Here is a 21,534-nt window from a genome sequence, read left to right as displayed (position 1 = left end):
TTCATAACCCGCACAGCGACTTCAGCCGTGCGGTATCCAGATACGCCTCGACCTGGTCGGCCAGACGCTCGATATCGCGCTCGCGCAAGGCGTGGTAATCGATGCTCCGCACCTCGCGCAGCCCGGCCCAGCGCAGCAGCGCCGAACAGGCGGCCGGTGACTCGAACAGCCCGTGCAGGTAGGTTCCCAGCACCTGCCCGTCGGCGCTCACGGCGCCATCGACGCGCCCATCGCTCAGGCGCACCGCCGGAAGCGCCAGCGCCGGGCCCTCGGTGACGCCCGCATGAATCTCATAACCGCTCACCTGTGCATCTTCCAGCGCCAACCGGCCACTGACGTTGCGCAACTGCTTCTGCGCCTCGAGTACCGTGTGAAAGTCCAGCAGGCCAAGCCCGTGGCTCTCCCCCGCCGTGCCTTCCAGGCCATGCGGATCCGCCAGGGTGCGGCCGAGCATCTGCAGGCCGCCACAGATTCCCACCAGCTTGCCGCCATAACGCAGGTGGCGCTGCAGCGCGGCCGCCCAGCCCTGTTCGCGGAGAAACGCAAGGTCGGCGCGCACACTCTTGGAGCCCGGCAGGATGATCAGGTCGGCCGGCGGCATCGGCTGGCCGGGGCCGACGAACATCAGCTCCACCTGCGGGTGCAGGCGCAGCGGGTCGAAGTCGGTATGGTTGCTGATGCGCAGCAGCACTGGCACCGCCACGCGCAGGCGCTCGCCGGTCTTGGCGGCCTGGCGGGTATCGATGGCGTCCTCGGCTTCGAGATGGAAGTCCATCAGGTACGGCAGCACGCCCAGCACCGGGACGCCAGTGCGCTCCTCCAGCCAATCGAGGCCGTTCTGCAGCAGTGCGATGTCGCCGCGGAAGCGGTTGATCACAAAGCCCTTCACCCGTGCCCGCTCGGACTCGGAAAGCAGTTCCAGGGTACCGACCAGATGGGCGAACACGCCGCCGCGATCGATGTCGGCAATCAGGATCACCGGGCAATCCACCGCCTCGGCGAAGCCCATGTTGGCGATGTCGTTGGCGCGCAGGTTGATCTCCGCCGGGGAGCCGGCGCCCTCCACCATCACCACCGGATAGCGCGCCGCCAGACGCCCGTGGGATTCCAGCACCGCCTGCATCGCCACGCGCTTGTAGTCGTGGTAGGCGGCGGCGTTCATGCTCGTCACCGCGCGGCCGTGGATGATCACCTGAGCGCCGATGTCGCTGTTGGGCTTGAGCAGCACCGGGTTCATGTCGGTATGCGGCGGCAGGTGACACGCCTGCGCCTGCACCGCCTGGGCCCGGCCGATCTCGCCGCCATCGGCTGTCACCGCGCTGTTGAGCGCCATGTTCTGCGGCTTGAACGGCGCCACCGCCACGCCCTGGCGGCGCAGCCAGCGGCACAGCGCAGTCACCAGCGTGCTCTTTCCGGCATCGGAGGTGGTGCCCTGCACCATCAGCGTCGCCCCCATCCGTGGGCTCATCGCAGATTCTCCATCTGGTTGAAAGTGAACAGGCCGCGCTCCAGCCGCTGCCAGCCAGCCTCGTCCGGCGGCAGGCCGAAGCGCAGGCTGGCAGGGGTTTCGAAGAGGCGCACGAGAATGCCCTGGCGTGCCAGATGGTCACGCAGCGCCTGGCTGCGCATCGACACCACCCATTGGAACAGGGCGGTACCTCCTTGTGGAGCGAAGCCATACTCGCCGAGCAGGCCGGCCAGGCGCCGGCTGGCACCGCTCAGGTCGCGGCGGCGCTGGATCTGCGCATCCTGGTCACCCAGCACCGCCTGCGCCACCCAGCGTGTCGGGCCGCTCACCGCCCAGGGACCGACCAGTTGCGCGAGGGCCGCGAGCAGGCGCGGCTCGGCAAACGCGAAGCCAAGCCGGGCACCTGCCAGGCCGAAAAACTTGCCGAACGAACGCAGTACCACCAGCCCGGGGCGGCTGGCGCAGCGGGTCACCAGGCTCTGTTCCGGCGTGCAGTCCATGAACGCTTCATCCACCACCAGCCAGCCGCCTCGTTCCAGCAGCCGCGTGTGCCATTCCAGCAGCACACCCGGCTCGATGCGCCGGCCAGTGGGGTTGTTCGGGTTGACCACCACCAGCACATCGAAACGCTCCAGATGCTGCGCTACCTCGTTCTCGCTCACTTCCCGCAGGATGTGCCCGGCAGCGCGCCATGCCTCGGCATGCTCGGCGTAGCACGGCGACACGACGCCGACCTTGCCGGGTCGGCGCATGCGCGGCAGCAACTGGATCGCCGCCTGGCTGCCCGGCAGCGGCAGCAGCTTCTCGGCGCCGTAGTAGCGGCGCGCGGCGGACTCAAGGCCATCGCTGTCCTCCGGCAGGCGCATCCAGGCGCTGGCCGGCACGCTCGGCAGGCTCCACGGCCAGGGCGAAATGCCGGTGGACAGGTCCAGCCACTCGGCGAGCGGAATGCCGTACTCCTGCGCCGCAAGGCGCAGCCGGCCACCATGTTCGAGCATTCAGAGCACTCCCAGAATCAGGATGACCGCCAGCCACAGCAGTACCCCCTGGCGCACCAGGGCCAGGGCACGCCAGATGTCCTGGGCGGTCGGAGCCGGACCTTCGCCCAGCGTCGGGCGTTCGTGCAGTTCACCGTGGTAGCGCGCCGCGCCGCCCAGCGAAACGCCCAGGGCGCCCGCGCCGGCGGCCATCACTGGGCCGGCGTTGGGGCTGTCCCACCGCGGCGCCTGCATGCGCCAGCAACGCAGAGCCTGGCGGGTGCGCCCGAGCAGCGCGTAGGTCAGCGCTACCAGTCGTGCCGGAATGTAGTTGAGCACATCGTCGATCTTCGCCGCCGCCCAGCCGAAGCGCTCGAAGCGCGCATTGCGGTAGCCCCACATCGCGTCGAGGGTATTGCTCAGGCGGTACAGCACCACGCCCGGCGCACCGGCCACGGCGAACCAGAACAGCGCGGCGAACACCGCATCGCTGCCGTTCTCCAGCACCGACTCGGTAGTGGCGCGGGCAACAGCGGTTGCATCCAGCTCGGCGGTCTCGCGGCTGACCATGTAGCCCACCCGCAGGCGCGCCTCGTTCAGGTCGCCGGCACGCAGCGCCAGCGCCACCGGCTCGGCGTGTTCGCCCAGGCTGCGCAGGCCGAGGGCGGCATACAGCGCCAGCACCTGCACCAGCCAGCCTGCCTGAGGCAGCAGGCTGAGCAGCAACGCCAGCAATGTCAGCGGCACGACCGCGATAACCCATGCGGTGACGCCGTGGCTGCGCCAGCCCAGGCCCGGCGTTTCGCCCGGCGCCAGCTCGTCACCCGCCGCCCGCGAGCGGTTGAAGCGGCGCTCCAGGCGATCCGCCAGGCGCCCGAACGCCACCAGCGGATGCCAGCGTTTCGGCTCCCCGAACAGTGCATCCAGGGCAACACCGGCCACACTCAACAGCGCCAGGCTCATGGCTGAACTCCCCACCGGTCTTCGAACACCAGCTCGGCCAGCGGGCGCGGCTGCCGCCAGCCTTCGAGGACCAGCATCGGCGCCGGATAGAACGCTTCCACCGGTCCCAGGCAAATCACTGCCACCGCCTCGGCGCCCTCGGGCAGGCCGAGCAACCCGCCCAGCGCCCGCGGGTCGAACAGCGAGACCCAACCCATGCCCAGCCCTTCGGCGCGCGAAGCCAGCCAGAGGTTCTGGATCGCGCAGGACAACGATGCCAGGTCCATCTGCGGCAACGTGCGCCGGCCGAAAACGTGCGGCTCGCGGCCATCCATCAGCGCCGCCACCAGCAGCTCGGCGCAGTCGAGTACGCCCTCCACCTTCAGCCGCATGAATTCGGCGGAACGCTCGCCCAGCGCCTGGGCGGTGCGCAGACGCTCATCCTCCACCAGCCGATGGATCGACTGGCGCAGCTCGGGCCGGGTGATGCGGATGAAACGCCACGGCTGCATCAGCCCGACGCTGGGCGCCTGGTGCGCCGCTTCCAGCAGGCGCGCGAGCAGTTCGGGCGCCACTTCGCCGCCACTGAAGTGGCGCATGTCACGGCGCTCCGCGATGACACGGTAGAGCGCGGCGCGCTCTTCAAGGCTGTAGGCGTGCTCGGTCATGGTTTCAACAGTGCCACGGCTGCGTCCGGGGCGGACGGCAGGTAGAAGTGGATATAGGACGCGGTCAGACGGCCAAGACGGAACACCGCCTCGGCCACCGGCTTGTCGTTCGGGCATACGCCACGGGCCAGCGGCGCTTGCGCGCTGTCCAGCAGGGAATGGTGGAAGGTGTGGCCGCGCAGGGTACCTTCAGGCAGCGTCACCGCCTGCAGTGCCAGCGCGGCGAGGCGCTTCTGCATGCGCGCCTCGCCGGGCAGCAGGCCGAGCAGCTCGGCGCGCTCTCCCGCCGCATCGGTCAACGCCTCCAGCAGATAGAGCATGCCGCCGCACTCGGCGAGGATCGGCTTGCCGGCGGCATGGTGCGCGCGGATGGCCCCGGCCATCGCCTGGTTCGCGGCCAGCCTGCGCAGATAAAGTTCCGGATAGCCGCCGGGCAGGTAAAGGCTGTTGACCACCGGCAACGCCGCATCATCGAGCGGCGAGAAGAAGGCCAGTTCCGCGCCCAACTCGCGCAGCAGATCAAGGTTGGCCTGGTAGATGAAGGCGAACGCGTTATCGTGCGCCACGCCGATACGCACACCATCCAGGCGAGCGACGGCTGGCCCGGTGCCGGGTGCGGCGAAACTCACCGGCGGCGGAAGCTCGCTGCTGGCACTGGCCGCCAGGGCATCGGCGGCGGCGTCCAGGCGGGCATCGAGGTCGGCCAGCTCATCGGCCTGCACCAGCCCCAGGTGACGGCTGGGCAACTCCACCGCGGCATCGCGCGGCAAGGCACCGTACCAGCGAATCCATGCAGGCAGGCTGTCGCGCACCAGATCGCGGTGGCGCTCGCTGCCGATGCGGTTGGCCAGAACGCCGGAGAACGGCAGGTCCGGCTGATAGGTCGCCATGCCCACGGCCAGGGCGCCGAAGGTCTGGGCCATCGACTGGCCGTTGATCACCGCCATCACCGGTACGCCGAATCGGCGCGCCAGGTCAGCCGCCGACGGCGCGCCGTCGAACAACCCCATCACGCCTTCGATGAGAATCAGGTCGGCCTCCCCTGCCGCTTCCCAGAGCAAGCGCCGGCTCTCGCCCTCGCCGACCATCCACAGGTCGAGCTGATAGACCGGCGCACCGCTGGCACGGGCGAGGATCATCGGGTCGAGGAAGTCCGGGCCGCACTTGAACACCCGCACCTTGCGCCCGAGGCGCGTATGCAGGCGCGCCAGGGCGGCGGTCACGGTGGTCTTGCCCTGCCCGGAAGCCGGAGCGGCGATCAGCAGTGCGGGGCACTGGCGGGACGGAGCGTTCACCTCAGAATTCCACCCCTTTCTGCGCCTTGATGCCGGCCTTGAAGGCGTGCTTCACCAGGCCCATCTCGGTCACCGTATCGGCGGCTTCGACCATCGCCGGCAGCACACCGCGCCCGGTGGCGACCACATGCTGCATCGGCGGGCGGGCGGCGATGTCGGCCAGCACTGTATCCAGTTCCAGATAGCCGTGCTTGAGGGCGATGTTCAGCTCGTCGAGCACCACCAGCCCCACCTGCGGGTCATTCAGCAATTGGCGGGCGATGCCCCAGGCCGCCTGGGCCTTGGCGATATCGCGCTGGCGGTCCTGGGTTTCCCAGGTGAAGCCCTCGCCCATCACGTGGAAGCTGACCTCCTCCGGGAAGCGCCTGAAGAACGCCTCTTCGCCGGTGCTAGCCGCGCCCTTGATGAACTGCACCACGCCCACCCTCATGCCGTGCCCCAGCGCGCGGGCGACCATGCCGAAGGCCGAGCTGCTCTTTCCCTTGCCATTGCCACTGTGGACCAGGAACACACCCTGCTCGCCCTGCGCCTGGGCGATCTTCTCATCGACCACGGCTTTCTTGCGCTGCATGCGCGAACGGTGGCGTTCGTCCTTTTCCGGGGATTCGCTCATCGGTCTTGCTCCTCTCATAGGGCCTGGTAGCGCACGCCGAACAGCACGGCGCGGCCGGGCTGCTCGTAGCCCCGGGTCGTCTGGTAGTCGGCGTCGAACAGGTTGCTCAGGCGTGCCTGCAGGCGCCATTCGGGGCTGAGCTGGTATTCGCCGCGCAGGTCCAGGGTGGCGAAGCCGCCCAGGCGATCGTTGTTGGCCAGGTCGTCGTAGCGACGCCCTTCGGCATGCAGGCTGGCACCCAGGCTCAGCGCGTCGAAGCGTCGGTCCAGGTCCAGGTTGAACAGTTGCCGGGCGCGGCGCGGCAGGTCGTTGCCGCGGCTGCCGCTGGCGCGGCTTTCCGGGTCCAGCAGGCTTGCGTTGGCGCTCCAGGTCCAGTCGCGCCACTGGCTGCCCAGTTGCAGCTCCACACCGCGGATGCGCGCCTGGTCGATGTTGTCCGGGGCACGCAGGGCCGAGTCGTAGGCGATCAGGTCGTCCACAAGGGTGCGGTACAGGTTCACCGCCCAGTGTCCCCAGCCGTGGCGTCCGTCCACGCCGAGCTCGATGCTGCGCGAGGTTTCCGCGTCCAGGTCGGGGTTGCCGTAGCCGGGGTAGTACAGTTCGTTGAAGGTCGGCGCCTTGAAGGCCGTGCCGTAGCTGGCGAAGGCGCGCATGGCATCGCTCAGCGCATACCCCCAGGCCAGGTTGCCGGTGTTGCGGCTGCCGAACTGCTGGTTATCGTCGTGGCGCAGGCTCAGTTGCCAGTCGTGGCGGCCGGCGCTGCCCAGGTACTGGGCGAAGGAGCCGCGGTTGTCGCGGGAGCTCACCGCATAGTCGGTTGAGCTGCTCAGTTCGTCCTGCTGCCAGTCGTAGCCCAGGGTCAGCGTGTGGCCCGGCGCGAAGTCGATATCGTTCTGCCAGGACGCCGTATCCCGGCGGCTGTCGAAGCGCGAGTAGAAAGCGCCATCCTGGTAGGCATCGGACTTGTCCTCGCTGCGCCCGGCGGACAGCGTCACCCGCCAGGGCTCCAGCGGAGCGAAACGCGCATTGCCGCCGATCACCCGCAGCACGCCGTCGTTGTAGGCATCGAAGCCTTGGGTACGGCGGCTGTTCACGGTGTCGAAGTCATTGTGCGAATCGGTTTGCAGCAGGCTGCCATCCAGCTCCAGGCCGTTGCCGAAGCGATAGCCGGCACGCAACGAGCCGGAAAGGTTGCGGTAACCGTCGCGGTCCGGCTCATGGCCGCTGGCGCCGTTGGCCTTGGCGTCGATGCCGGCGGTGTCCAGGCTGGAAACGCCGAGACTGAACCAGCCGCGCCCATCGCCGGCGGAAACGCCCGCGCCGCCTTGATAAGTACGCTGGCTACCGGCGCCGGCGTAAGCCCAGGGGCTGAACCCTGCCTGCGCGCCCTTGCGCGTGAAAATCTGGATGACCCCGCCGATGGCCTCGGAGCCGTAAAGACTGGAGCGCGGCCCGCGCACCACCTCGATACGTTCGATCAGCTCCACCGGCAGATCCTGGAACGACGCGCCGCCAGAGGACACCGAGCCGGCCTTGACGCCATCGATCAGCACCAGCACATGGTCGGATTCGCTGCCACGCAGATAGAGGCTGGTGGCCTTGCCGGGGCCGCCATTGCTGGCCAGGGAAATACCCGGCAGCCGGCGCAGCAGGTCGGGAACCGATTGCGCCTGGCTGCGCTCGATGTCGGCGCGGTCCAGCACGCTGACCGAAGCGAGCGCCTGCTCGGTGCGGCGTTCGGTGCGGGTGGCGGTAATCAGTTGATCGTCGAGCGCCAGCGGCTCGCCGGGAGCCGCCTGGCCGATGCAGGAAAAGCCGCCCAGCGCCAGGGCTGTCGGCCATAGAAGAAAATGCTTCACGTGTACTCACTCCGCCGCTCTCACCCGCGCGGCTCTGACCAGTAAAGGCAGGCGGAGGACGGAAACGCCCCGGGGCACGGAGGCCGGCCAGAGCGAGCGACAGCGCCTCCCGCGATGCCATGCGTGCAGCAGGCCGGTCTCCGGGCTTGCGAGTGGAGCCTTGGCAGACTCCCGGAGCCGCGCCTTCCCATGCCTGCGGCACAGTGGCGAAATGCGGCTCGATGCTCGCTTACCGTTGCGGGGGCAGCGCCGGAATGTTCGACCCGGCGGGGTCGAATTCACCGGCTTCCCTGTTTCACCCCCGACTTGCACCGGGGGCACCTGAAGCAGGCGCGCAGCTTAGTGGCTGTCGCCAGCCACGGTCAATTGCGGCGACCTGTCACCCCCTGGGTGAAAAAGCGTGCCGGCGCGAACGCCGTTGCCTCCTGGCACCAGCGCAGCCAGATCGAACGCAACTGGCCGACAGCGGCCCGTGCCTGTCGGCGCTGGCCTTCCAACAGCCAGCGATTGTCCTGCAGCGCCATCAACAGGGCGTCCTCGACCTCATCCAGCGCGTGCTGCCGGCCACTACGCGGCCCGCCGTCGAGCAGCAACTGCCGCAACCGCGCCAGATAGGCGTCCCGCGCTCGCCGCAGCGGCCCGCGTGCGCTACCCAGGCTATCGCGCAGGAATAACACTTCATCCGCCAGCGCCAGACCGAACAGCCCGCCCCGCCACTGGGCACGGCGTTCCTGCGGCAGGCTGTCCTGGTATTGCACCAGACGCAGCAGACGGTCGGCACTGCGCCCATCGAACCAGGCCTCCAGCCTGGGCAGCGGCCCACGGGTCAGCCGTGCCAGGTCGGCCAACAGCGCACCGAGCACCCGGCGATAGTGGCGCCGCCCTGGCCGCAGCTCCACCAGGTTGAACACCAGCACCGCGAACCCCACGCCCAGCACCGTCGCCAACGCCGAATTGAGGAAGTGGTCCAGGTCATAGACCATCTGATTGCTCGGCCCCACGTTCTTCACGAAGAAGATGCAGAAGGCCGAGGCCATCGCGGCGATGGTTGGCCGTGTCATGCACAGCGCCGCAATGAACAGCGGTATGCCGAGCACGCTATAGAGCGCAGCGAATCCTTCGCACAGCGGCAGGATCAACAGCACGGCGACAGCCGCCACGGGAATCGAGATGAGGATGCCGCGCAGGAAGTTCAGCCCCGCGCCTGCAGGTTTATCGCGGCCGGCGAACAGGCTCAACACCACACCGGTGATGGAAACCGCGCCCAGACCGCTGGGCCAGGCGCTGACCACCCAGAACCCCGCCACGCAGAGAAATGCCAGGGCACTGCGCAGGCCGAACAGCAGCCCGCGCTCGACGTCCCGGTGCCAGACGATCAGCGCCGGCGCCTCCCGCGGCACTTCACCATAAAGCAGCGCCTCCAGGCTGCGCCGGGATTGCCGGCCCCGCTCCAGCACCGCCAGCAGATACTCCAGGTAACCGCGCTCCTGCACGCTCGCTACGCTCGCCAGCGCATCCAGCAGGCGTTCCCGGCAGGCGGCGAAATCCGGTTGTTCCAGGCATTCGCGCACCTGCTCGCGCCAGGGCCGCACGGCCAGCTCGGCCGCGGCGTCGAGCAACCGCCCCTCCCGCGCAACCCGGCGGGCGGCGCGCAACAGGCCAAGCAGGTCGGCATTCAGTGCCCGCAATGCAGGTACTCGCCTGCGTCCCGTGGGGCCTTCGAACCACGCCTGCTCCTGCCGCCCATCCAGCTCCAGAATGCTGCCCAGGGTGGCGATCAGCGCCGCGTGCTCGTCAATGCCCAACATTTCCGCGGACGCCGCCTTGAGCGTCGAAGACCAGACCTTGCGCGCCTGCTCCAGCAATTGCTGCTCCGTGCTGCGCGGCCATAGCAGCACGCTGACCAGGGAGGCGCAGGCAATCCCCAGTCCGATCTCCGAACAACGGGCCACGGCCTGGTCGAAGACCGTCAACGGCGCTGCCGAGGCAGGCAGCGCAACGATCGCGGCGGTATAGCCGGCCAGCACGAAACCGTAGGACGAAAAATTGCGCAGCATCGACGCCCCGGCGGTGCAGAACGCCAGCCACAGCGCCATCGCCAGCAAAAACGGCAACGGCGCCTGCCCCAGCCAGGCAACCAGGGCCACCGACATGACCGCCCCCGTCAGCGTGCCGAGCAGGCGGAACACACTCTTGGCCAGCACCATGCCGCTCAGCGGCTGGCTGACCACGAACACCGTGACCAGCGCCCACTGCGGCTGCTGCAACTGGAAGAGGAACGCCAGATAGAGAGCGATCCCGCCCGCCAGCACGGCCTTTACGGCGAACTGCAGATCGGCCACCCGAGGGCGTAAGATGGCCTGGGCGAATGCAGACAACGAGGGAGGCAGAGCAAGCATGACGAGACCACCGGCAGAAACCGACTGGCCGGATTTTAGTTAGCTTGCTAACAAAGTCCAGAAATATCCCGTTACGAGAACCAGGACCACCCGACGAATGGCTCCATCAAAGAACTTCGCTAGACTCCCTGCATGATCGCAACCGCTCAAGCCGGCCAGCTCCGGCTGGACTCATCCGCCGCTCAGACACTGCTGCACGTCAGCGGTGACTGGACGCTTGCCCATCTCGCCAGCCTGCAGCAACAGATGCAGGGGCTGGCTGAGCAGCGGCAGAACATCGCCACTCTCGACTTCAGCGAACTCGGCGCCCTCGACACCGCCGGCGCCGCGCTGCTCGCCGAAGTCATCGGTAGCGCGCGAATGAGCCGGCTCGACCAGATCGCCCGCAACCTGCCGCCCGAGCGCCAGGCACTGCTGCGCACCGTGGGTAACGCCATCACCCAGTGCCGGCTCGATGAAAAGGCGCCGCCGCCGGGCAACGCGCTGGGCGATGTGCTCGAACGCATCGGCATCGCCACCGTCGCCTTCTGGAACCATCTGGTCGGCGTGCTCGGTTTCATCGGCCTGACCCTGCAGACGCTGATCCGCGGCCTGCTGCGCCCACGCAGCTGGCGGCTCACCTCGCTGGCCGCGCACATGGAGCAGACCGGCCTGGACGCCGTGCCCATCGTCGGCCTGCTGACTTTCATGGTCGGCGCCGTAGTGGCCTTCCTTGGCGCCACTGTGCTGCAGAAGTTCGGTGCGACGATCTACACCGTCGACCTGGTGGGCTTCTCCTTCCTGCGGGAATTCGGCGTGCTGCTCACCGCCATCCTGCTCGCTGGCCGCACCGCCAGCGCCTTCACCGCGCAGATCGGCTCGATGAAGGCCAACCAGGAGATCGACGCGATCCAGGCCCAGGGCCTCGACCCGGTGGAGCTGCTGGTACTGCCGCGCGTACTGGCACTGCTGCTGACCCTGCCGATGCTGACCTTCCTGGCAATGATCTGCGGCCTGCTCGGCGGTGCCGTCGTGTGCGCACTGAGCCTGGATATCTCGCCGCGCATGTTCCTCAACATGCTGCAGAACGACATCGCCGTGCAGCACTTCCTGGTCGGCATCGTCAAAGCCCCGGTATTCGCCTTCATCATCGCCGTGATCGGCTGCCTGGAAGGCTTCCGGGTCAGCGGCAGCGCGCAGTCCGTCGGCCAGCACACGACATCCAGCGTGGTCCAGTCGATCTTCGTGGTGATCCTGCTGGACGCGATGTTCGCGTTGTTCTTCATGGAGATGGGCTGGTGAGCGAACCGATCATCGTCGTCCGCGACTTGGCCAACCGCTTCGGCACCCACGCGGTGCACGAGCACCTCGACCTGGATGTGATGAAGGGTGAGATCCTCGGCGTGGTCGGTGGCTCGGGTACCGGCAAGTCGGTGCTGCTGCGCAGCATCATCGGCCTGCGCCAGCCCAGCGAAGGCAGCGTCGAAGTGTTCGGCGAGAACCTGCTGGAGCTTTCCAGCGAACGCCGCTCCAAGCTCGAACGGCGCTTTGGCGTACTGTTCCAGAATGGCGCGCTGTTCTCTTCGCTGACGGTGAGCGAGAACGTCTGCCTGCCGCTGATCGAGCATGCCGGGCTGTCGCGCGCCGACGCCGAGTTCATCGCCAAGGTGAAGATCTCGCTCGCCGGCCTGCCGCCGGACGCCGGCGCCAAGTACCCCGCCGAGCTTTCCGGCGGCATGGTCAAGCGCGCGGCGCTGGCCCGCGCCCTGGCGCTGGACCCGGACATCCTGTTCCTCGACGAACCTACCGCCGGCCTCGACCCCATCGGCGCCGCGGCCTTCGACCAACTGATCCTGACCCTGCGCGACGCCTTCGGCCTCACGGTGTTCCTGGTCACCCACGACCTCGACACCCTCTACACCATCTGCGACCGCGTCGCCGTCCTGTCGCAGAAACGCGTGCTAGTGGTCGGCCCGCTCGAACAGGTCGCCGAAACCGACGATGCCTGGGTCCAGGAATACTTCCACGGCCCGCGTGGCCGTGCCGCACAGCAGGCCACGGAACACCTGCGGGAGGAACGCTGAAATGGAAACCCGTGCCCATCACGTGCTGATCGGCCTGTTCACCCTGATCGTCTCGATCAGCGCACTGCTCTTCGCGCTGTGGCTCGCGCAATCGAGCAACGACCAGAAGTTCAAGCTCTACGACGTGATCTTCAACGAAGCAGTGACCGGCCTCTCCGAGGGCGGAACCGTGCAGTACAGCGGCATCCGCGTGGGCGACGTGGTATCCCTGCGCCTGGATCCGAACGACCCGCGCAAGGTTCGAGCGCGCATCCGCGTGTACGACAGCACGCCGATCCGCGAAGACACCCGCGCCAAGCTGGCACTCACCGGTGTCACCGGCCAGGCCATCATTCAGCTCTCCAGCGCGGCCCAGGACAGCCCCCCGCTGGTCAGCCAGGACGGCAGCATCCCGGTGATCAAGACCATCCCGTCGCCGCTGGCCAAGCTTCTCGCCAACGGTGAAGACATCGCCACCAACGTCAACAACCTGATCAACAACGTGAACCGGATGTTCTCCCAGGAGAACGTCGACCGCATCAGTCGCGCCCTGGACCACATCGACCAGGCTACCAGCGTGGTCGCCGAGCAACGCGGCGACATCCGCAAGACAGTGCAGGAACTGGCCGCCGCCAGCGAACAGGCACGCCTGACCTTTGCCAACGCCAACGCCATGCTCGAACGTGCCAACCAGACCTTCGGCGCCAAAGGCCCGGCCATCCTCGACGACGCCCAGAAAACCCTCGCCGCCCTGCGCACCAGCAGCGAGCGGGTCGAAAAGCTGCTCGACAGCAACTACGACTCGGTCAATGGCGGCATGAGCGGCCTGGGCGAGATCGGCCCGGCCGTGCGCGAACTGCGCTCCACCCTGGAAGATCTGCGCGGCGTCACCCGCCGCCTGCAAGAGAACCCCGCCGGCTACCTGCTCGGTCGCGAACGCAACAAGGAGTTCCAGCCATGACCGCCCTTCCCCGCCTGCTTGGCGTTACCGCGCTGCTTGGCCTGCTCGGCGCCTGCTCGATATTCCCCGAAGCGGAAAGCCCGAACTTCTACCTGCTACCAGCAACCCAGCAGCCGGCGCACAGCGCTACCCAAGTGGACTGGTCGCTGCGGGTCAGCGCCCCCACCGCCGGCCTTGCACTGGATACCAACCGCATCGCGGTGGTGCCCCAGGGCAACCAGCTGAGCAACTACCAGGGCGCCCGCTGGAGCAGCCGCGCCCCCAATCTTCTGCGCGACCGTCTGATCGACGCCTTCACCGCCAACGGCAGCGTCCGCGCCCTGAGCAGCGACGAAACCAGCCTGCAGGCCGACCTTGACCTGACCGGCGAGCTGCGGGCCTTCCAGAGCGAATACCAGAACGGTAAGCCGGTGATCCACATCCGCTACGAGGCCCGCCTGGTGCGCACCCTCGGCCAGCGTATCGTCGCCTCGCGCAGCTTCGAGGTCCGCCAGCCGGTAGAAGGCAAACAGGTTCCCGAAGTGGTCAGCGCCTTCGGCAAGGCCAGCGACCAGCTCGCCGCGCAGGTGGTGGCGTGGACGCTGCAGCAGGGGCAGGCGCAGAAGCTGGCGCCGTAACTGGAATGTCCGCTACGCGGCATTCCACGTAGCGCCAGTCGAGATCCCTGCTGCAGCCTGAGGGCTGCACGCAGGCATTCCCAAGTCAGGTTCGCTCGATCCTTCACAGCACGCGGTGGCTAGAAGGGCACCGGCGCCGACGTCCGGCGTGTCAATGCCGGGTTGCCGTCAGTCGCAGCGATACGGGCTCTCGCCGGCCAACTCCTCGTTGGTCTCGACGTCGCGGATCGTCACAACTGCCTTTGGGTAGACGGAGCAGATCGAGTTGCGGACGGTGTAGATGCCGCTGCCGTGGGCCAGGAATTTGCCCTTGCTCAGGGCGTTACCCGACTCATCCTTGGCGGTGACCTCGTAGTTGCCGGTCATGGTGATGCAGCCACCAAGGGCTAGCAGGGCGAGTACAGGGACGAGATATTTCATGGCTTCTCCTTGCTACGCGATGCGCCGGGTGGGTGGCGCGATCGTCGTTCCTTGACGGGTTCGCGAAAGCGGGTTGCTCACTTGAATGGCCACCTCCGCGGCGGCGGAAGCTTCGACCCGGAGGGATCGACGCAGTTCAGCCAGCGGGCCCGCTGACATGCTGGCTGGAAGAGGTTCCCGGACGAAAGGTTGCCTCAGCGCTTGCCCATCGAGCGGCGCGAACCCCGGGGGTGCGGCGGGCGGTATTCTGCCTTGTCGTGCGCCTTGCGGTGCTGGTAGGCAGTGCTGGCCTGCTTCTGGGCGGCCAACGCGGCCCTGGCCAGTTCGGCCAGGGAGAGTTTCGGCTCGTCGGAGGTGGTTTCCGCGCTTTCGTCGCGCGGCGGCTGGGAAGACGTCATGGGATCGACCGGAGTGTTGGAAGTGAAACGGCGCACATGATAGCCGATACACCTCCGTTTCGGCTTCTGCGGCACGCGATCCTCAGGAACCAGCGGTCGGCGGGAAGATGGTACCCGGACGGGTGACGTACTCGGCGGCCTCTTCATTGGTCATCACCCAGATCTGGCTGATGCGATTGTCCAGCCCGACTTTGATGCCGACGAACCTGCCGTTGATCTTGGGCAGAAGCCCGTAAACCATGAAGCGGTTTTCTTCGTCGCGGATACGCACGGAGACCGAAAGCGGGTAGCTGATGGTCTTCTTGTACAGCCCAAGGGTCAGCACGCGGCGCAGCAGGCTGGGCTTGGGACGCTGCAGGGTGATCACCGGGTACTGGGCACTGTAGACGTACCCGACCATCATGCCCGACGGGAGCACCCGGTCCGCATGCGCCGGGGCGATGAAGCCCAACCCAAACGCCAACGCCGCCAGCCAGCACAGGGCCAGCCGGCGCAGGGACCGGTGAAAACGCCTGGTGGTGTGCAGCACGGTAGTTATCATGGAGTCCGCCCCTGGAATGCCTGATTTATCGTTATGCCCCGCACGCAGATGGCCGGGTTTGCGCACGGAGCGTAGCGGTTCCCGGCGCGGCTGTCCGCACATTGATTCACAGGCTAGCGACCACGGCACACTCCGGGCAGCTTCACTTCTGTTGCTGGAGATGAACGCCCGATAGCGAAACGCCAAGAACACGCTGGTCTGGAATGCCGAGCAGATGCTGTGGCGAGTCCGCCTTGTCGACATCGATCCAGATGCTCTGCAACGGCTTACCAGGGCATACCGGTACGACAAAATCATTCGCCTGGCCCGAGCGCAGTTGTCGTGCATCGTTCCGGCCCCCCCTGCACAATCCTGACGCAGGCGTACCTCCACCGGCCTTTCGGCGCTGGCGGCGAGCGGGGTCAGGGTCAGCCGGTATTCGCACGAGCCCTCACGGCAAGTCGCCGGCACCGGCAGGTCCAGGCGAGCCTTCGGGCCAGACCATACCTGGCCAGGCTCCACGAAGTACCAACCCTCCCCCAGCATGAATATCGAATCGAGAGAGTTCGCTTGCGGGAGGGTGGGCACGATCGTGCCCTGCAACCATTCGTCCCGCAGACGCTGCACAGACTCGGAGGATGCAAGACGTACCGTGGCGAACAGCTCGCCATCCTCGACCGCCACGGCAGGCTGGCTACGCAGCAGTTGCAGGAGCTCTTCGCGCTGCTGCCGAATCTGGTGCGGGCAATGGAAGTCAGGAATCAGTTTTGCGTTTTCTCTCTGTTCGGCACTCATGCGCATTTCGGTCTGATCGATACATGGCCACCAGTGGGCAGACCACAGCAGGTTGACATAAGGGATCACCAGCACATCCGCTTCGCCATTGAGCAACAGTCGAACCAGGGCACTCGCGTCGCCAGACGGTACAGCCGGCCCCGCTCCCAGCATCTCGGTTGGCCAGCGAGTTCGGGCCTGTTCCCCTCCCTTGTCGCCACCGACATTGAAGGTTCGCACCCCAAGGCTCGGCGCCAGGTAGTTGGCCAGGAAGTCGTTGCCCCAGGGTATGAACGCGACCATTTCCCCTGGCTTGACTCGCTCCATGAGTGGATTGCGCATCTGCTCGTCGATGCGACTGAACATGGTGCGCGCATCGAGCCCCGCTCGCAGGTGCGCAATCGGATGCGGCAGGTTGAGCAGGATCAGCACGCCGAACATCCCCCAGCACAAGCGCTTGTTGCGCAGCGCCGGCAATTGCAGCATCAGCAGGCACCAGACGGCGAACAATGCGAGCGCCGACCAGCGATAGGACGCACGCATAGCGCTGAATCCAGGGAGGTGAGTCGACAACCAGGCGCTACCAGTCGGCGCAACGGCGCGTTCGGCGGGCATCAAGGGGTTGAGCGTGACGGACATCTGGTCCGATACGTTCTGCGGTTTGATCGAATTGATCTTCAACGACGGCCCCAGCGCCAGATAAAGCGCCAGCAGTGCGCCAGCAAGCAGCGCAAAGGCCATCGCGCGGCGACGGCGCAGCACGGCGAGCGCCAGGCAGGCGGCGAGCAGCAGGGGGAGTGCGAAGGTGGTCTGCCAGGTGGAGGCATCGCCGTAATAGCGCTCGGTCGTGCGTAGAAGGCTCATGCCCAGAAGGTCAGGAAGCCACAGGATGCCCTGGCTGGGAATGACCAGGAAACTCAGGTCCACTCCCCAGCCGCGGAAGAAGTCTATTGGCGACCGATCAAACCCAGCGGTGCCGACATAACGGGTGTAGAGCAGGTAGGCCAGAGCAAAGCCCAGGATGTGCACCGGCAGTGCATTGCGCAGCAACCACATCCGCTCGTGCGCCCGGGTGACGCAGAGATAGGCCAGCGTAAGGCTCGCCCCCGCCGCGAACATCATGAAGGTGTAGCCGTCCATGAACACGGCAATGATGGTAACCAGCGGGTACAGAGCCCGAGCTCGCCACACATTGCCCGAAGCGTCGACGAGACGGGTCAGTGCAAGGAAGTAGAACGGGAGCAGGGCTATCCCCAGCGAGAGCATGCTGTAGTCGGAATGCGCCCAGATCACCGGCAGGCTGGTCCAGAGCGCGGCACCGAGTATTGCGAGATAGTCATTGCCCCCCATCTGCCGCGCCAGCCGGGAGGCCGAAAGAAACGCCACGATCAGCCAGAAGGCAACCATTGCGGAGTAGGCATCCGCCGGCGCCAGGCCAAGACGCAGCAGCAGGCTGGTAGGCCAGGCGCCGGCCAGCCCGAAGGCTATCGCACCGCCGGCGGGCATGCCGAAGTACTGCGTGTGCAGCGCGGTCAGTCCTTGGTTGGCGAATGCTTGGGCGAATCCGGTCGTCCATATCGCCTGCCCCAGGGTCGGCGTCAACAGCCCTGGCAGGGCGTTGTTTACGATCAGCACGCAAAGAATCGCCAGGCATCCCAGGACGAGGCGACTCAAGACGCTTGCAGATATCCGGCTCATTCACACTTCCTTGAATCGGCGCCGCGCATTGCCAGTGCGGCCAAGAAGAAAAGCAGATCCCCGAGCACTGTCACCAGACGTCCGAGGATGACGGCAAGCAGAAGGTCGGCTTCCGCGACCCAGGGTTTGAGAAGTACCAGCAGGACCAGCTCCCGCACCCCTACGCCTGCTGGAGCCCCAGGCGTCACCAGGCCCACCAGCCAGGCGATGACGAAGGCACCGGCGATGACCGGCCAGGCGCTGGGAAGGATGGTCGAGGCGGGGCTGACGAAGGTGGTCAATACAACGAAGATGGCAGATGAGACCAACAGGAACACGAGCAGGCTGACAATCGCCTGGCTGGCCTGTCGCCCCAGAAGTCGCCGAACAGCCAGAATACCGATGGACACCGCCAGTCCCCACAGCAGCGCTCCGGCGAACCAGCCTGCGGAGGGCAGCAGCACTGGCAACAACAAGGCACTGAAGAGCGCCCCGGCAACAGCCAGAAGCACGAGTTCCAGGAAGATCGCAGTGGCCAATGGACGTGCGGGCCAGCCCGCCGCCATGCCGAGAGCTTGCCTGCCGGCGATGTGGAAGACATTGCCGGGCAGGTACTTGGCAAGTTGCGAGAGGCCGTAGGCATGCAGCACCCAGCGCAGCGTGGCATTAATGCCTCCACGCGCCAGCAGACGCCACCAGGCAAACGCGAGGAATCCGTTGGCGCCGCCATAGAGCAGCGCCAGCCCGGCAATCCCGAGCCACTGCCCTACGCCCAGGGCCGCCGGGTCGAACTGCTCGCCGTACTGACGGATCCGCAGCGCAACGAACAGCACACCGAGCACCGCCAGAGCACTGCCACCCCAGTGGAGCAGCTTACGCATCGACTTGGGCATTTCAGCGCAACGGACGGCAGAGCAGCATAGTCCAGGGCAATGGCGAGCGGACTTCGACGACTTCGAAATACTGGGAGACCCAACGGACGAAACCGTTCTTCGACCAATGCTGCAAGTGTCCCGGTGTATTACCCAGGCTCCCGATGTACTTGCCCCGCGCGAGGTTCAATGCGCACCACAAGGGCTCCCGTGGCACGCTGACGATCAGGTGCCCGCTCACGACCTTCTGCAGAGCCCGAATGCCGGCATCCGGGTCTTCCAGGTGCTCAAGTACTTCGCAACAAACCAGCAGGTCTGCGGAATCCACATCAGGTTGCAGGTCGTAGATGCTCTTCACTTCGAACAGCTGTTCCGCACCGGCCACGCGACCTTCGGCGTTCTCTTTAGCCAGCGCGATGGCCTGAGCGGAAAAGTCGCAGCCCCGGGCTTGTCGCCCCTCCTCTTGCCAGCGCAGCACCCAATAGCCTTCGCCACAGCCAACCTCGTGAATGGACGCGGGCTCCGCACGCTTCACCAGGCCAGACAACGACTTCTCGAAGCCAGCCATGATCCGCCGGACGATCCAGTTACCGGACCCGTACTTGTCGTAGGCGTTTCCAACGACGATACCGTTTTCCCGGATGCCTCCGGCTACCTTGATCCCCATGCCCCCTCCATTTGCTGCTTGCCAAAGGTTCCTGGCGTTACTTGCGCTCGGTGTTCGAGGCGATCTCGGCAACCTTGACCCGCACGTCTTCCATCAGTTTCCGGTTGGCTGACAGCAGGTCGGCGACAAAAGCGATCAATAGTGTCTGGAAACCCATTCCCATCAGAGCGCCAGCCAGGATCAACGACTGGACGTGACCGTCGCCGGCGCCCGCCAGATACTTCCAGAGGAATCGCAGACCGATCAGGAAGCCCGCCATGAAAAGCGCAGCCCCGATGGTGCCGAAGAAGCGGAACGGTCGGTAGACGATGAAGATCCGGACGATAGTGACGATGCTGCGCTGGATGTAAGAAGGAATGCTCTTCACCAGTCGCGAGGGGCGCAGATCGCCATTGACACGAATGGGTACCGAGACCACGGTGAGGTTCTTCTGCCCCGCCTGGATGATTGTTTCGAGGGTGTAGGTGTAATTGCTGAACACCATCATGCGCTGCGCGGCGATGCGACTCATCGCCCGGAAACCACTGGGAGCGTCCGGCACAGTAGTCTTGCTGGCGACACGTACCACCCAGCTACCCAAGCGCTGCAACGCTTTCTTTATAGGGGAGAAATGCTCGATGGCGCTGATCGGTCGGGCACCGATCACCAGGTCGGCCCGGTGCTCGATGATAGGCAAGGTCAATGCCGGAATGTCGGCAGCGCAGTACTGGTTGTCGGCATCGGTGTTCACGATGACATCCGCGCCCAGACGCAGGCAAGCATCGAGCCCGGTCATGAACGCCTGTGCCAGCCCCTTGTTGCCCGCGTGGCGTACTATGTGGTCCACGCCGTTGGCCTTGGCCACTGCCACCGTGTCGTCATCGCTACCATCGTCGATGATCAGCCATTCGACGTGAGTAAATCCCTCGACTTCCCGCGGCAGTTCAGCCAGGCAAACGGGCAAAGATTCAGCCTCGTTGAGGCACGGAATCTGGATGATCAGCTTGCGCTGTGGTGTCTGCTGCATTGGAGACCTGCACTTCCTCTCAAGTTTGAACAACATCCAGTGAGGATGAACGGCACATGCCTGCACCCTGCCTCTAACCTGTTGTTTCTCCTTCCGAAAGAATAATTACATCAATATTTCAGTACTTAAGAAAGAACAAAGAGACTTTTCAGTCACAATCGTACGGAGCCATCTGACAGAGCGGACCTAACCGCTTCCAATGTCAGAGCCCTTCTTCCGCCCCTCCGTTACAACGAGGCCATCGATGAACTCCATCCGCACCGCCCTGGCAAGCCTCCCTCGTCTCGAACTGGCCGGCGGCCCCACTCCCCTGGAAAAACTGGAGCGCCTCTCGGCCCACCTGAGGCGCGATGTCTATGTGAAGCGCGACGACACTACGCCGTTCGCCCTCGGCGGTAACAAGGTGCGCAAGCTCGAATTCCTTGCGGCCGATGCGCTGCGCTCGGGTGCCGACACGTTGGTAACTGCAGGCGCCATCCAGTCGAACCATGTGCGCCAGACGGCAGCGGTGGCGGCGAAGCTTGGCCTGCGCTGCGTGGCGCTGCTGGAAAACCCGATCGGAACACAGAACCTCAACTACCTGAGCAACGGCAATCGCCTGCTGCTGGATCTGTTCGGCACAGAAGTCGAACTGGTCGCCAACCTGGATAACGCCGACGAACTGTTGCTGCAGAGCGGCGAACGCCTGCTGCGCGAGGGCCGCAAGCCGTACCTAGTTCCCATTGGTGGCTCCAATGCGCTGGGGGCAATGGGCTACGTTCGCGCAGGCTTCGAACTGGCGGAGCAGATTCGACTCAGCGGTCAGCGCTTCGCCGCCGTGGTGCTGGCCTCCGGCAGCGCCGGCACTCATGCGGGGCTCGCCGTAGCGCTGGCCGAGGCCATGCCGGAGTTGCGGGTGATCGGAGTGACGGTTTCGCGCACCGACGCCGCGCAACGTCCGAAAGTAGAGGGCCTGATCCAGCATACGCTGGAGTTGCTCGGACAAGGCTCCCGGCAAGCGCCGAAGGTTGAACTGTGGGATGAGTACTTCGCGCCACGCTACGGCGAACCGAACGCCGGCACGCTGGAGGCAGTGCGACTACTGGCCAGCCAAGAAGGGCTGCTGCTCGATCCGGTCTACACAGGCAAGGCGATGGCTGGTCTGCTCGATGGAATCGCCCGCCGACGTTTTGCTGCCGACGGCCCCCTGCTGTTCCTCCATACGGGTGGTGCACCGGCGCTTTTCGCTTATCACCCGGTAGGCCGACACGCCGACGCATAAATCTAAGTATGTAACTTTTCATTATTTTATTGCATAACAACTATGACCCTACAGTCGCCACACGTTGACTAACCTGCTTAAAACACCAAAGACGGGGC

The 21,534-nt window shown here is 66.0% G+C and carries 19 protein-coding genes and 1 riboswitch; of the genes, 5 read left to right on the top strand and 14 right to left on the bottom strand.

Going from position 1 to position 21,534, the window contains the following annotated elements:
- Position 1: 1 nt before the first annotated feature.
- The 8 genes from OU419_RS08275 to OU419_RS08240 all read right to left on the bottom strand — a co-directional run bounded on the left by OU419_RS08275 (position 2) and on the right by OU419_RS08240 (position 10,221).
- Complete coding sequence (locus OU419_RS08275; protein ID WP_254471486.1) at positions 2–1,468, bottom strand: cobyric acid synthase; 1,467 nt, start codon at positions 1,466–1,468, stop codon at positions 2–4.
- Positions 1,465–2,466, bottom strand: a complete 1,002-nt coding sequence (gene cobD, locus OU419_RS08270) for a threonine-phosphate decarboxylase CobD (RefSeq protein WP_254471487.1) — start codon at positions 2,464–2,466, stop codon at positions 1,465–1,467. Before cobD ends, OU419_RS08275 begins: the two co-directional genes overlap by 4 nt.
- Positions 2,467–3,408 (bottom strand): adenosylcobinamide-phosphate synthase CbiB, encoded by a 942-nt coding sequence (gene cbiB / locus OU419_RS08265; RefSeq protein WP_254471488.1) that lies wholly within the window; start codon positions 3,406–3,408, stop codon positions 2,467–2,469.
- Entirely contained in the window at positions 3,405–4,055 is a 651-nt protein-coding gene (gene bluB / locus OU419_RS08260; protein WP_254471489.1) for a 5,6-dimethylbenzimidazole synthase, read from the bottom strand. Before bluB ends, cbiB begins: the two co-directional genes overlap by 4 nt.
- Positions 4,052–5,350, bottom strand: a complete 1,299-nt coding sequence (locus tag OU419_RS08255; RefSeq protein WP_254471490.1) for a cobyrinate a,c-diamide synthase — start codon at positions 5,348–5,350, stop codon at positions 4,052–4,054. The genes bluB and OU419_RS08255 overlap by 4 nt, the downstream gene beginning before the upstream one ends.
- Position 5,351: 1 nt before the next feature.
- Complete coding sequence (gene cobO, locus OU419_RS08250) at positions 5,352–5,963, bottom strand: cob(I)yrinic acid a,c-diamide adenosyltransferase (RefSeq protein ID WP_254471491.1); 612 nt, start codon at positions 5,961–5,963, stop codon at positions 5,352–5,354.
- A 14-nt stretch (positions 5,964–5,977) separates the two neighbouring features.
- Positions 5,978–7,822 carry a TonB-dependent vitamin B12 receptor gene (gene btuB, locus OU419_RS08245; protein WP_408004930.1) on the bottom strand — a complete coding sequence of 615 codons (1,845 nt, stop codon included), beginning with the start codon at positions 7,820–7,822 and terminating at the stop codon, positions 5,978–5,980.
- A 114-nt stretch (positions 7,823–7,936) separates the two neighbouring features.
- A riboswitch (cobalamin riboswitch) is annotated at positions 7,937–8,162 on the bottom strand.
- Between the two features lie 22 nt (positions 8,163–8,184).
- Positions 8,185–10,221 (bottom strand): FUSC family protein, encoded by a 2,037-nt coding sequence (locus OU419_RS08240; RefSeq protein WP_254471492.1) that lies wholly within the window; start codon positions 10,219–10,221, stop codon positions 8,185–8,187.
- Positions 10,222–10,353: 132 nt separating this feature from the next.
- On the opposite strand from OU419_RS08240, the gene OU419_RS08235 reads away from it, so the two are divergent.
- From OU419_RS08235 to OU419_RS08220, 4 genes are read left to right on the top strand one after another with little or no spacing between them, the layout of a single operon-like run.
- Entirely contained in the window at positions 10,354–11,502 is a 1,149-nt protein-coding gene (locus OU419_RS08235; RefSeq protein ID WP_254471493.1) for an ABC transporter permease, read from the top strand.
- A complete protein-coding gene (locus tag OU419_RS08230) occupies positions 11,499–12,284 on the top strand; it encodes an ABC transporter ATP-binding protein (protein ID WP_408004929.1) in 786 nt (261 codons plus the stop codon). Before OU419_RS08235 ends, OU419_RS08230 begins: the two co-directional genes overlap by 4 nt.
- Before the next feature lies 1 nt (position 12,285).
- Positions 12,286–13,224, top strand: a complete 939-nt coding sequence (locus OU419_RS08225; RefSeq protein WP_254471494.1) for an MlaD family protein — start codon at positions 12,286–12,288, stop codon at positions 13,222–13,224.
- Positions 13,221–13,841: an ABC-type transport auxiliary lipoprotein family protein gene (locus OU419_RS08220; protein WP_254471495.1), complete on the top strand. Its 621-nt coding sequence runs from the start codon at positions 13,221–13,223 to the stop codon at positions 13,839–13,841. The genes OU419_RS08225 and OU419_RS08220 overlap by 4 nt, the downstream gene beginning before the upstream one ends.
- A gap of 168 nt (positions 13,842–14,009) precedes the next feature.
- On the opposite strand, the gene OU419_RS08215 is transcribed toward OU419_RS08220, so the two are convergent.
- The 6 genes from OU419_RS08215 to OU419_RS08190 form a co-directional block, all read right to left on the bottom strand.
- The gene (locus OU419_RS08215) at positions 14,010–14,261 is read right to left on the bottom strand and encodes a hypothetical protein (RefSeq protein ID WP_254471496.1); all 252 of its coding nucleotides are present in this window, start codon (positions 14,259–14,261) and stop codon (positions 14,010–14,012) included.
- 194 nt (positions 14,262–14,455) lie between these two features.
- Positions 14,456–14,659 (bottom strand): hypothetical protein, encoded by a 204-nt coding sequence (locus OU419_RS08210; protein ID WP_254471497.1) that lies wholly within the window; start codon positions 14,657–14,659, stop codon positions 14,456–14,458.
- 82 nt (positions 14,660–14,741) lie between these two features.
- Complete coding sequence (locus OU419_RS08205; RefSeq protein ID WP_254471498.1) at positions 14,742–17,651, bottom strand: hypothetical protein; 2,910 nt, start codon at positions 17,649–17,651, stop codon at positions 14,742–14,744.
- Positions 17,648–18,511 carry a hypothetical protein gene (locus OU419_RS08200; RefSeq protein ID WP_254471499.1) on the bottom strand — a complete coding sequence of 288 codons (864 nt, stop codon included), beginning with the start codon at positions 18,509–18,511 and terminating at the stop codon, positions 17,648–17,650. The genes OU419_RS08205 and OU419_RS08200 overlap by 4 nt, the downstream gene beginning before the upstream one ends.
- A 13-nt stretch (positions 18,512–18,524) precedes the next feature.
- Positions 18,525–19,169, bottom strand: coding sequence for a class I SAM-dependent methyltransferase (locus OU419_RS08195; protein WP_254471500.1), 645 nt, complete (start codon positions 19,167–19,169; stop codon positions 18,525–18,527).
- 37 nt (positions 19,170–19,206) lie between these two features.
- The gene (locus OU419_RS08190) at positions 19,207–20,175 is read right to left on the bottom strand and encodes a glycosyltransferase family 2 protein (RefSeq protein ID WP_254471501.1); all 969 of its coding nucleotides are present in this window, start codon (positions 20,173–20,175) and stop codon (positions 19,207–19,209) included.
- 244 nt (positions 20,176–20,419) lie between these two features.
- Between OU419_RS08190 and OU419_RS08185 the strand changes: the two genes are divergently transcribed.
- Complete coding sequence (locus tag OU419_RS08185) at positions 20,420–21,436, top strand: D-cysteine desulfhydrase (RefSeq protein WP_254471502.1); 1,017 nt, start codon at positions 20,420–20,422, stop codon at positions 21,434–21,436.
- Positions 21,437–21,534 lie beyond the last annotated feature (98 nt).

Source organism: Pseudomonas triclosanedens, from assembly GCF_026686735.1.
In the GTDB taxonomy this organism is placed as follows: Bacteria; Pseudomonadota; Gammaproteobacteria; order Pseudomonadales; family Pseudomonadaceae; genus Pseudomonas; species Pseudomonas triclosanedens.
Note: the sequence above shows the minus strand (reverse complement) of the source record. Positions and strands in the feature narration are given on the sequence as shown.

What these genes read in the sequence shown, in the direction of transcription:
- cbiB (WP_254471488.1), bottom strand. Translation starts at nt 3,408, where the DNA reads ATGAGCCTGGCGCTGTTGAGTGTGGCCGGTGTTGCCCTGGATGCACTG.
- OU419_RS08275 (WP_254471486.1), bottom strand. Translation starts at nt 1,468, where the DNA reads ATGAGCCCACGGATGGGGGCGACGCTGATGGTGCAGGGCACCACCTCC.
- bluB (WP_254471489.1), bottom strand. Translation starts at nt 4,055, where the DNA reads ATGACCGAGCACGCCTACAGCCTTGAAGAGCGCGCCGCGCTCTACCGT.
- OU419_RS08195 (WP_254471500.1), bottom strand. Translation starts at nt 19,169, where the DNA reads ATGGGGATCAAGGTAGCCGGAGGCATCCGGGAAAACGGTATCGTCGTT.
- OU419_RS08240 (WP_254471492.1), bottom strand. Translation starts at nt 10,221, where the DNA reads ATGCTTGCTCTGCCTCCCTCGTTGTCTGCATTCGCCCAGGCCATCTTA.
- cobD (WP_254471487.1), bottom strand. Translation starts at nt 2,466, where the DNA reads ATGCTCGAACATGGTGGCCGGCTGCGCCTTGCGGCGCAGGAGTACGGC.
- OU419_RS08225 (WP_254471494.1), top strand. Translation starts at nt 12,286, where the DNA reads ATGGAAACCCGTGCCCATCACGTGCTGATCGGCCTGTTCACCCTGATC.
- OU419_RS08205 (WP_254471498.1), bottom strand. Translation starts at nt 17,651, where the DNA reads ATGAGCCGGATATCTGCAAGCGTCTTGAGTCGCCTCGTCCTGGGATGC.
- OU419_RS08235 (WP_254471493.1), top strand. Translation starts at nt 10,354, where the DNA reads ATGATCGCAACCGCTCAAGCCGGCCAGCTCCGGCTGGACTCATCCGCC.
- OU419_RS08200 (WP_254471499.1), bottom strand. Translation starts at nt 18,511, where the DNA reads ATGCGTAAGCTGCTCCACTGGGGTGGCAGTGCTCTGGCGGTGCTCGGT.
- OU419_RS08185 (WP_254471502.1), top strand. Translation starts at nt 20,420, where the DNA reads ATGAACTCCATCCGCACCGCCCTGGCAAGCCTCCCTCGTCTCGAACTG.
- OU419_RS08190 (WP_254471501.1), bottom strand. Translation starts at nt 20,175, where the DNA reads ATGCAGCAGACACCACAGCGCAAGCTGATCATCCAGATTCCGTGCCTC.
- OU419_RS08220 (WP_254471495.1), top strand. Translation starts at nt 13,221, where the DNA reads ATGACCGCCCTTCCCCGCCTGCTTGGCGTTACCGCGCTGCTTGGCCTG.
- cobO (WP_254471491.1), bottom strand. Translation starts at nt 5,963, where the DNA reads ATGAGCGAATCCCCGGAAAAGGACGAACGCCACCGTTCGCGCATGCAG.
- OU419_RS08215 (WP_254471496.1), bottom strand. Translation starts at nt 14,261, where the DNA reads ATGAAATATCTCGTCCCTGTACTCGCCCTGCTAGCCCTTGGTGGCTGC.
- OU419_RS08210 (WP_254471497.1), bottom strand. Translation starts at nt 14,659, where the DNA reads ATGACGTCTTCCCAGCCGCCGCGCGACGAAAGCGCGGAAACCACCTCC.